A 10,203-nucleotide genomic window follows, 5' to 3' on the forward strand; every position below is an offset into this window, starting at 1 on the left:
GAAAGTCCTGTTGCCGTTGCATAATGGTTCTGGCTAATTAAATAGTCGCTATAAATATCCAGTAGCTCTTTATTCATTCCTGATGAAATCCCTGTATCTATCAGATTTCATTATACATTGTTTATCATGTCAGTGCGTAAGGTGAGTTAATAAAGCCATCACACCTTGAGCATGGTGATACCGTTGCACTGATTTCGTCTGCGTCAAGGGCACCGACAAATCAATCTATTGAATTTGCGAAAGAAAGGCTAGAAGCGCTAGGGTTAAATGTTATTTTAGGAAACCATGTGTATTCTCGAGATGGCTACTTTGCTGGAACAGATGTTCAGCGTGTTGATGATTTAAACCAAGCATTTTCAAACCCGAAGGTTAAAGGTATTTTTGAAGTCCGTGGTGGTTGGGGCAGTAGTCGAATTTTGCCGCTTATAGATTATAATAATATTAAAAAACATCCAAAGATTCTGATCGGGTTTAGTGATATTACATCACTCTTATTGGCAATTAATAAAAAAACTGGACTTGAGACCTTTCATGGCACAATGGGCATACAACGGTGGCCGGAGTTTACTGTCGAGTACATGAAAAAAGTATTGTTTGATGGAAGCAAGGTTGTATTTGAAAATCCTCGTCCTAAGCCAGACCCTACAGTCGATTTGATTTTAACAAAAGATCGTATTGAAGTTATTCATGAAGGAGTCGCTTCAGGGCCTTTGATCGGTGGTAACTTGTCTGTACTAGTTGCTTTGTTAGGTACTGAATATGAACCCAGCTGGCAAGGAAAAATTTTGTTTGTTGAGGACGTTGATGAGAAAAATTATCGTATTGATCGCTTATTATCACAATTAGAATTAGCCGGAGTTTTTAAGGAGATTAAAGGTTTTATTTTTGGTAAATGCACTCGTTGTGAAATGGCTACAGGAAGCGATGGAGCTAAGACATTAAGAGAAATTGTTGAGCATTATGTTGCATCTAGAAATATTCCTACATTTATGGGGTCGATGATTGGCCATATACCAGAAAACTTCACTTTACCAGAAGGTTTGCCGGTGATAATGAATGCGAATAATGGTACGATTAAGATGCTCGAGCCTGCTGTTATTTAGCCCAGAGCTGTTTTTATTCAATAACTGTGATATTTAAATGATAACCATGGTTTAATTTATTGGATAAACTACAGCAGTTTAATTTACTTCTTACTGCGGAACTAAAATAAATCAGCCAATAAATCAATTTAAACTTCAAAATATTGGCCTGACTTTAATAAAGTGGTTGTTAAATAAAATAAAGTAATGCTGTGCGTTTTATAAGAAAATGTCAAAGTGGCCTAATAAAAATTTGAAAATTATCTATATACAGTGTTTAGTTTTTTATGTGAAATTACTAACCAATGAATGATTGCTTAATAAGGACTTTATTTATCGGACTCTCTTTTTATGTAAATGCTTAGGGAGTATTGTTTTACCAGAATTGTTAGTGGGAAGATTCATATTGTATGAGTTAAGCTGGGAAGTGGATATTGTGCTCAGGCAGGCTATCTTGTTGTTTTAAAAGTACCCAGTTTAGTTGATTTACTCGTCTTATATTTTAAAAGGTTAGGAAGTTTATGCCAGGGGTGAAATGGAGAGGTGAGAGTGGAAGAACTAAAGATGAACAAAAAGCCATTGAATGGCGTATTGCTAAAAAATATTTAGAGGGAAAGCCACCAGGGACAGAGATACACCCACGCCATATTAGAAGAGCGCAATTTATTGATGATGAAACGGGTAAACCTGTTGTTATTACGCACTGTTATTTAAAGGGGAATGGTCCTCATATTTTTGTAAAGTCAAATGGCAAAATATTAGGGAAGGGGACTTATGGGGAGGTTACTTTTGGTGAAAGTAAAGATGGCCGCATGTGGGCGATTAAGGTGTCCTCTATTCCTGAAGGTAATATTGCTTTTGATGTGGGAAAGGCATTACGCCCTTTTAGCCAGGGTAGTAAGCATTACCAAGTTTATCAATTTTTAGGAACTCCCCTTGATAAGTTTTTAACTGAAAATACCCTGTCGGAAGAACAAAAGTATGATTTAAGCATCAAGATAGCGCGTAAGCTTGATCATTTACATGGGGGGGGGGATTCACGTACAGGCATTCAGTATGCTCACTTGGATGTCCAACCTGGTAACATTTGTATAGATCAGGACTTCAATGCTCATTTAATTGATTATGGCCTTTCTCAAAAGTTGGCTACGCCGTTAAAAAAGTCTCCAGGCTCCCCTTGCTATGTGAGTAGTGATTATCATCAATCCAGTAAGGCGGAAAAAGATACCTTTGCTTTGTTGCGGACTATAGGCTTGTTGCCAAAAACTCGCTTAGCTCGCTGGCTTAAGGGTGCCTTTCCTGATTTGAGATATGTTGATGATCGACCAGCTATTTTTAAAATGCCCATACACAATCGGCAACTTTGGGAGTTACTTGATACGAGAGACGCGAAGATTCGTAAAACCTCACCGATTGATATCTGTGTCAAACTTATCCTGATTAAATTTGGGCTTTGTACGATTGATAATGTAGGTAAGGCACTAGCTCATCCTCAGCACTTTGATCAAAGTTATCAACGTTTGGAGTCTCTTGGGCTGAATCAAGCAAGGTATATTCAACGAGTACTTGATTATCTTAGCTGGTTTGAGCAAAGTTATCAGCGGTTACAGGATTCTGGGCTGAATCAGGCCATTTATGTTCAATTAGTACTCGATACCCCGAGATTGCTTGATCAGTTAGTAAGCTATAAAGAACTTTTTTTATTACTCAACCAATTTGGCCTTGGGCAGTCGCATTATGTTCAACAGGTACTTGCTGACCCGATGCAGTTTGCTAAAGGCTATCGGGAATTGGTCGTTTTGGGGCTTAATCAAGTTGCCTATATTCAATTAGTGCTTGATACTCCAAGCCAGGTTAGACAGTTTGAAACACATCGGGACCTTTTTCTAACGCTGAATCGATTCGGGCTTAATCAACCAAGGTATGTGCAGCGTGTATTTGAGGATCCATTGACGTTTTTCGGAAATTATAGGCGTCTAGTGGCTCTTGGTTTGGATCAAGCAGTATATATGCAATTAGCACTTGACCATCATCATTTTGATTTAGTTGCTCGATTGGAAGAGCATAAAAATATTTTTTTAAGGCTTAATCGGTTTCAGCTGAACTTGCGAGAAGATATTGAACGGGTGCTTGATCATCTTGAATTATTCGATCGCAATTATCGTCGCCTGCAAGCTCTTGGGCTCGATCAAGCGCAGTATGTTCAGCAACTGCTTAATTACCCTGATTGTTTTAATCAAAATTGTCAGAGTTTAGAGCAGCTTGGCTTAAATCAGAAGGTATATTTACAATTACTACTAGATTTTCCTGACTTGGATTTAATGGAGGTATTTGAAGATTATGATAAGGTTTTTTTAACTCTCAATCAGCTTGGGTTGAATCAAAAAGATTATGTACAGCGAGTGATTGACCACCCTGAGTGGTTTGATAAAAATTATCAGTATTTGGAAGCGCTTGGGCTGGACTTACCAAGAGATGTTCAATGTATGCTTGATTGCCCTGAACTTTTTGATCAAAACTATCAGCGGTTGAAATTTCTGGGGCTTAATCAGCTTGCTTATGTTCAGCAAATACTTGATCATCCTCAACAATTTGATCAAGTATATCGATTTTTAGAGACTCTGGGGTTGGATGAGCCGGGACCTGTTCAAAAAATATTGGAGGCATCGAATTTAGCGTTTAATATTTTTTCTTTATGTGAGGAAGTATGCAGGATAAAAACGGATAGTGAATCAGGTGAGCAATTTCAAAAAGCCGCCAATCTACTTAAAGATAATCTGGTAAGAAGTGCATTGACTGAAGTGGATTGTTACGCACAGGAGCAAATATTTAACTTAAAAGAGCTGGTGCATCATATGAATTCTGATCACTTATCAGAGGTTGATAAAAGGAGATTACTAAAAGAGTATGAAAATTGCGCTAAGAAGGACCATTGGTTTAGAAATAAACCGGGGTGGGCAAAACTAATGATTGGTTTTATCTCCGTGGCGACAGCGGCGATAGCAGGTACGGCTATTGGCGTATTTGCAAGCTCATGGTCTGGTCCGGGGGCAATTTTTGGTAGTATTGCTGGAGGATATCTTGGTTCAACTACTGCGGCTAGCAATGTAATGGGTGCGACGGTTGGTTTTGGTGTGGGCTGTGTTGCTGGAGTTGTCTTACCGTTGTTTTTTGATCAAGCCAGTGAAGATGAAACGTTAGCGAAAGAGGTTGTCAGTCACGCGGTAACTGAAGCACACGCTTATCCATAATAGAAGTATATGAATATTAATATTAACCCGTTTTGTTAGTAAGTTAACTATAGTAGTATGAGGGTGGTTTAGTTGGATATATTTGAAGTTTAAGGTGTTGCTGTGGCTTGGATTTATTTAATCATCGCGAGTGTTGCGGAGATTGTGTGGGCGCTGGCCTTAAAATTTGCGCATGGCTTTCAAAGTATGACTCCAGTGATTATTGTTATTATTGGTTTGATTATTAGTTTTTATTGCTTGGCGGTGGCAGTAAAGAGTATTCCCATTGGTACAGCTTATGCGATTTGGACTGGCGTGGGTGCTGCGGGTACGGCTTTGCTGGGTATGGTGCTTTTTGATGAATCGACGGCTTTTTTCAGGGTGTTAAGCCTTGTCGCGATTATCAGCGGTGTAGTTGGTTTGAAGTTATTTTTAACTGTTAGTGAGAGTGAGGAGCAGAAAAAGCCGGAGGACGTTGTATGAGTGCTTGGGGATTTTTATTTTTAGGTGGTTTGCTTGAGATTAGTGGCATTATTTGTTTAAAGTTAAGCGATGGCTTTAAAAAGCGTTTGCCAACGTTGTTGATGGTGATACAGATGGGGTTAAGCTTATATGTGCTGTCTCATGTGTTTGGGGTGATTCCTGTGGGGACTGCCTATGCCGTATGGACCGGTATTGGTGCGGTAGGCATTGCCTTAGTTGGCATGGTTTACTTTAACGAATCGAAAGACTGGCCGCGTTTAGTCTGTATTGCCCTGATTATATCCGGAGTGATAGGGTTAAAGCTGACCAGTTGATTATTTACTTTATCTTTTATTTTTCTAAAGAACCTGGGCCATCAGTAGCAGATGCTGATGAATATTGGCTTTCTTGTTGGTAAAAATGGCTGCTGATATAATCTTGATAAAAGTAGCGGATAATTACCATAATTACCGCTGCGGCTGGTAATGCAAGTAGCACACCTGCAAAGCCAAACAATTGCCCACCAGCAAGCACGGCAAAAATAACGGCCACAGGATGTAGACCAATGCGATCACCTACCAGCAGTGGCGTCAGTACCCAGCCTTCTAAAGCATGGCCTAAGATAAAAACGATCAAGACATAGATAATATGGGAAATATCCTGAAATTGAGCAATTGCACTTAAAACAGCAATGATAATGCCAGCAATGCTGCCCAAGTAGGGGACAATGCTGATAATGCCAACGAGCATACCAATTAATACGGCTGTTTTAAGGCCGACAATAGATAAGCCTAGGGCATAAAAAATACCCAAACACAGCATAACGAACAGTTGACCACGTAAAAAAGCAGCCAGGACTTCATCGCAAGTTGTAATGAGTTTATACAGCGTTGGTTCTAGACGGCGAGGTAATAGGTTGCGGCCTTTGGCAAGAATCGTATTCCAGTCGCGCAAAAAGTAAAATGCGACAACAGGCACCAGAACAAGTTGAATCCCCCATCCAATTATTTTAATCCCTGAACTAAATATAGTATTCCAGGAAATCTTTAATAAATCTGGATTTTGAGTTAGTAACACGCTGAATTTTTGCGTTAAGTCGGGCAGATTTAAGTTGAATGTTTTGACGTCTAGGTGGAGGTAATGACTAAGTAAAGGGAAAATATGGCTTTGCAGGTAATGATTAATTTTAGGTAATTGATTGATTAAAAGAACGACCTGCATTTCAACCATGGGAATAATAATTAAAGGCAGACTAAACAGGACGGCACCGATGAGAAATAAAATAACCAGCACGCTGAGTGTTCGTGGAATATGGTAACTTTCCAGGCGCAAGACCCAAGGGCTGCCTAAATAAGCGAGTAAGATTGCTGCAAAAAAAGAGCCTAAAATTGGGCTGAGTAGATAAACAAGCAAAAAAAATCCGGCGATGGATGCGGGAAGTAACCAACGTTTAATATGCACATCGATCTCCTGTTTTATTGTTAAAGTTAACCTTGCCAACGGAAGTTAAGCCAGGAGGCAGGTGATGCTTGATCTTCTATTGTGATTAGTTTGCGGCTTAACGCAAGCGTTTTTAATAGTTGTTGTGGGTTAACATTGCTGATAATACTGAGAGTGACGCGATCTGCGGCAATAGATCGTGTTTGTACTTGGCTGATCATGTGCTGTTGGCTTAAATAGGTGGTCAAATTCCGGTATTGCTGTAAATGATCAATGCCGTGCACTTGCAGGGTCAGCTGGTGTTCTTCTTGTGAATTTTGATAGAGCTTGGCGAGGGTTTGGGCAAGTTTTGCTGTGGCGGTTTTTAGAACGCCACTTAAGTGTTCACTGGCACTGCGCCATGTCAGCGCTTGATGGTGATGGTTGGTGATCAGGTGCCAACTTGCTTCCCAGCCGGTGGTGGTTGGAAAAATTCGCCCTGCTAATATGATGTCAGGACGGTAGCGCTTTGAGGCTTTTTTAAGGGCAGTTGTATTGAAGTTCCAAATATCATTCGCACTGACCTGCTCAAGGTCTCGTACATCGGCTTTAGGAAACTGTAGTGGAATGCCATATTGTTTCGCTGTTTTATTGAGAATCTGCGTGATTAGTTGGTCAGTATCGCCAACAATGAGTTTTTGCATGTCGTTATCTATGCTGAGCCAGACTAAAGTCAGAGGCCGATAGTTACTCCAAAAGGCAATATTTTGTTCTTTTAACCAGGCTTTAAGTTGTTGCTGGTTAATTTGCACGTGAAATATCAGTGGTTCTATAGCGTGAGTGGGAGTGTTTGTGTTTAGTGGTGTGGCTTTTTTGACTGTATAAGAGCTAACAAAACGCCAAGGGGACTGCTGTAATTGTTTTTTTTGTTCTGAGTTTAAGGGGCTTGGTGTAATTTTAGTGATAATACCGAATAAAGCGGTGCCTAAGGCGAGGTCACGTTCGCTTTGAGTGTTGTGCTCTATGGGAATATCAGCTTGAAATAAGTTGGGTAAGAAAATAGCAAAGCTGACTGGCAGCGTTATCTGGGATATCAGTAGGAGAGCGATAAATAGGAGACGATATAAAAACCGACGCATTGATTTGCCTTGCATTTTGAGAGAAACACTTGTCTTAAGTGTATAGTAAGTCGATAGTAATTGTCTTGTTACTCTTGCAGAGCAGCTTCAGACTGCTACAATGCCCATGTTGTGTTGGAATGCCAGGAGTATCGATCGTGCAAAAGCCGTCTTTAAGTTACCGTGATGCTGGAGTCAATATTGATGCTGGCAATCGTTTGGTTGAGCGTATTAAGCATGTTGCCAAAGCGACACACCGTCCAGGGGTTATGGGCAGTTTGGGTGGGTTTGGTGCTTTGTTTGAGCTGCCGACTGATCGTTATAAAGCCCCTGTTTTAGTTTCAGGAACCGATGGCGTAGGGACTAAGTTAAAGCTTGCTTTAGAGCTTGGAATTCATGATACGGTGGGTATTGATTTAGTTGCGATGTGTGTGAATGATCTGATTGTCATTGGCGCTGAACCGCTATTTTTCCTGGATTATTATGCAACGGGTGAACTTGATGTGGATGTTGCTGCCAGTGTTATCAAAGGCATCGGCGAGGGTTGCTTGCAAGCGGGAGCAGCTTTAGTTGGTGGTGAGACCGCTGAAATGCCTGGGATGTACAGTGCTGGGGATTATGATCTGGCTGGTTTTTGTGTCGGTGTGGTGGAAAAAGAGCGCATTGTTGATGCTAGCCGAGTGACAGCCGGTGATGTTTTGATAGCCTTAGGTTCATCGGGTGTACACTCGAATGGCTATTCCTTAGTGCGTAAAATTTTAGCCGTTGCAGGTCAGGGTTTTGAGACTGTCCTTTCTGAATCGGGGAAAACGTTGGCTGAATTATTACTTGCACCGACGCGAATTTATATAAAATCGTTATTGCCGCTATTTAATCAAGATAAAATACATGCTTGTGCACATATTACAGGCGGTGGTTTACCTGAGAATTTACCGCGTGTTTTACCAGCAGGGGTAAGCGCTAAAATTAATACCGCATCGTGGCAATGGCCGGAAATTTTCCAATGGCTACAGCAGCAAGGTGGTGTAGAAACTGACGAGATGTATCGGACGTTTAATTGTGGTGTGGGTATGGTGATCTGTGTGGCGCGTGAAGATGTGGATGATTGTTTAGCACAACTAACAGCCTCTGGTGAGAATGCGTGGGTAGTGGGTGAGATGATTGATGGTCAAGATCAACCGGTCATTTTTTCAGAGTAAAGCGTGTCGTTTTTATGAGCAATCAAAATGATCGCATTGTCGTATTGATTTCAGGGTCAGGGTCGAATTTACAGGCGTTGATTGATACGATTCATCAAAACCCCGAAAAGGTCGGTCATATTGTTGCAGTAATTAGTAATAACGCCGATGCGTTGGGCTTACAACGTGCCGAGCAGGTGGGGATTGAAACTCGGGTTTTAAGCCATCAAGGTTTTCGAGAACGTGAAGCTTATGATACTGCACTATTAGAACTCATTGAATATTACCAGCCTAAATTAATTGTGCTTGCTGGTTTTATGCGTATTTTAAGTGCTTTTTTTGTTGCACACTTTCAGGGGCGTCTGCTTAATATTCACCCGTCGTTATTGCCTAAACATAAAGGTCTGCATACACATAAACGCGCGCTAGAAGCGGGTGATACTGAGCATGGCGCATCGGTACACTTTGTTAGTGCTGATCTCGATGGTGGTCCGGTGATTGCCCAAAGCTATTGTCAAATTAACCCTGAGGATGATGAGGCAAGTTTAGCTCAGCGAGTTCAAGACCTTGAACATGTGTTATATCCACAGGTGGTCAGTTGGTTTATACAAGATCAATTGCAATGGTTTAACGGTAGTACACTGCGCTTGCATGGTAAAGAGCTGGCTCAGCCTCTGCGTATTTAAGTAAAATTAAGCAATAACGGTGAGAGTTAAATAATTGTGGTTTAAGTGAGTAGAGAGGTAAGTTAAGATGGCGCAAGTGCGCATTGTTGATTGTCAATTAGAAACCGCAGCGCAAGATTTTGCCTTGTCTTTGCGTGAAACTGGATTTGCAGTGGTAAAGAATCATGGAATTCCATTTGAGCTAGTCCGTTCTGTTTATAATGAGTGGTTGGCATTTTTTAAGACTGAAGCGAAGTATCAGTATTTATTTGACCGTGATAAGCAAGATGGCTATTTTCCGCCAGAGGTCTCTGAAACGGCCAAAGGTCATACTGAAAAAGATATTAAAGAGTATTATCATATTTATTCTTGGGGCCGCTATCCAGCCGGTTTATCGAACCAAGCGCATGAGTTATGTGAAAAATCAACAGAGCTTGCAGTCATGTTATTAAATTGGTTGGAAGCGGAAACTCCGGCTGAAATTCGTGAAAAATTATCTGAATCCTTTGCTAGCATGATTACAGCTAGTGATAATATTCTGCAGCGTATTTTACACTATCCGCCGATGACCGGTGACGAAGAGCCCGGCGCTATTCGTGCTGCAGCCCATGGAGATATTAACCTATTAACGGTATTACCCTCATCCAATGAGCCAGGCTTACAGGTAAAACCGTTGGGGTCAGACTGGATTGATGTGCCTTGTGAGCCGGAGACGATTGTTATTAATGCTGGGGATATGCTAGAAGAAGCAACTGCTGGGTATTATCCATCGACGTTACATCGAGTGATTAATCCAACGGGCGCAGGTTCGGCCAATTCACGCTTAACAGCACCGTTGTTTTTACACCCTCGCTCAGACGTTGTGTTATCAGAGCGCCATACGGCAAAAAGCTATTTGGATGAGCGTCTAAAAGAGTTAGGCGTTAAATAGTTAATTTTTACCCTTGTGACTTATTTAAGTTCATAAGGGGTTTAATTACTGAAGGGCTTTGGTAAGAGCTTTAGGGTGTTTTTGGTGCCTAAATGCTGACGCTGCGAGCCATGGAGTG

The 10,203-nt window shown here is 41.1% G+C and carries 9 protein-coding genes; 7 read left to right on the plus strand and 2 right to left on the minus strand.

Going from position 1 to position 10,203, the window contains the following annotated elements; all coding sequences use genetic code 11:
- Positions 1–191 precede the first annotated feature (191 nt).
- The 4 genes from C200_RS14260 (at position 192) to C200_RS10190 (ending at position 5,109) form a co-directional block, all read left to right on the plus strand.
- Positions 192–1,103: a S66 peptidase family protein gene (locus tag C200_RS14260; protein ID WP_257129660.1), complete on the plus strand. Its 912-nt coding sequence runs from the start codon at positions 192–194 to the stop codon at positions 1,101–1,103.
- Positions 1,104–1,603: 500 nt separating this feature from the next.
- Positions 1,604–4,333 (plus strand): protein kinase family protein, encoded by a 2,730-nt coding sequence (locus C200_RS10180; protein ID WP_016210878.1) that lies wholly within the window; start codon positions 1,604–1,606, stop codon positions 4,331–4,333.
- A 102-nt stretch (positions 4,334–4,435) separates the two neighbouring features.
- Positions 4,436–4,795 carry a DMT family transporter gene (locus tag C200_RS10185; protein ID WP_016210879.1) on the plus strand — a complete coding sequence of 120 codons (360 nt, stop codon included), beginning with the start codon at positions 4,436–4,438 and terminating at the stop codon, positions 4,793–4,795.
- The gene (locus tag C200_RS10190) at positions 4,792–5,109 is read left to right on the plus strand and encodes a DMT family transporter (RefSeq protein WP_016210871.1); all 318 of its coding nucleotides are present in this window, start codon (positions 4,792–4,794) and stop codon (positions 5,107–5,109) included. Before C200_RS10185 ends, C200_RS10190 begins: the two co-directional genes overlap by 4 nt.
- A 16-nt stretch (positions 5,110–5,125) precedes the next feature.
- Here C200_RS10190 and C200_RS10195 read toward each other — a convergent pair whose 3' ends face one another.
- Both C200_RS10195 and C200_RS10200 read right to left on the minus strand, forming a co-directional pair.
- A complete protein-coding gene (locus tag C200_RS10195; protein ID WP_016210872.1) occupies positions 5,126–6,235 on the minus strand; it encodes an AI-2E family transporter in 1,110 nt (369 codons plus the stop codon).
- Positions 6,236–6,261: 26 nt separating this feature from the next.
- A complete protein-coding gene (locus C200_RS10200; RefSeq protein WP_036794016.1) occupies positions 6,262–7,332 on the minus strand; it encodes a DUF2066 domain-containing protein in 1,071 nt (356 codons plus the stop codon).
- Between the two features lie 137 nt (positions 7,333–7,469).
- Here C200_RS10200 and purM point away from each other — a divergent pair, with 137 nt between their 5' ends.
- The 3 genes from purM to C200_RS10215 all read left to right on the plus strand — a co-directional run bounded on the left by purM (position 7,470) and on the right by C200_RS10215 (position 10,085).
- The gene (gene purM / locus C200_RS10205) at positions 7,470–8,510 is read left to right on the plus strand and encodes a phosphoribosylformylglycinamidine cyclo-ligase (protein ID WP_016210874.1); all 1,041 of its coding nucleotides are present in this window, start codon (positions 7,470–7,472) and stop codon (positions 8,508–8,510) included.
- 14 nt (positions 8,511–8,524) lie between these two features.
- On the plus strand, positions 8,525–9,175 hold the full coding sequence (gene purN / locus C200_RS10210) for a phosphoribosylglycinamide formyltransferase (RefSeq protein ID WP_016210873.1): 651 nt from the start codon (positions 8,525–8,527) through the stop codon (positions 9,173–9,175).
- 67 nt (positions 9,176–9,242) lie between these two features.
- The gene (locus C200_RS10215) at positions 9,243–10,085 is read left to right on the plus strand and encodes a 2OG-Fe(II) oxygenase family protein (protein ID WP_016210876.1); all 843 of its coding nucleotides are present in this window, start codon (positions 9,243–9,245) and stop codon (positions 10,083–10,085) included.
- Positions 10,086–10,203: the final 118 nt, after the last annotated feature.

This window comes from Piscirickettsia salmonis LF-89 = ATCC VR-1361, assembly GCF_000297215.2.
Taxonomy (GTDB): domain Bacteria; phylum Pseudomonadota; class Gammaproteobacteria; order Piscirickettsiales; family Piscirickettsiaceae; genus Piscirickettsia; species Piscirickettsia salmonis.

Bases quoted from the DNA above. Each gene is read 5' to 3' on its own strand.
- C200_RS10200 (WP_036794016.1), bottom strand. From the start codon at position 7,332: ATGCGTCGGTTTTTATATCGTCTCCTATTTATCGCTCTCCTACTGATA.
- C200_RS10180 (WP_016210878.1), top strand. From the start codon at position 1,604: ATGCCAGGGGTGAAATGGAGAGGTGAGAGTGGAAGAACTAAAGATGAA.
- purN (WP_016210873.1), top strand. From the start codon at position 8,525: ATGAGCAATCAAAATGATCGCATTGTCGTATTGATTTCAGGGTCAGGG.
- C200_RS10190 (WP_016210871.1), top strand. From the start codon at position 4,792: ATGAGTGCTTGGGGATTTTTATTTTTAGGTGGTTTGCTTGAGATTAGT.
- C200_RS10215 (WP_016210876.1), top strand. From the start codon at position 9,243: ATGGCGCAAGTGCGCATTGTTGATTGTCAATTAGAAACCGCAGCGCAA.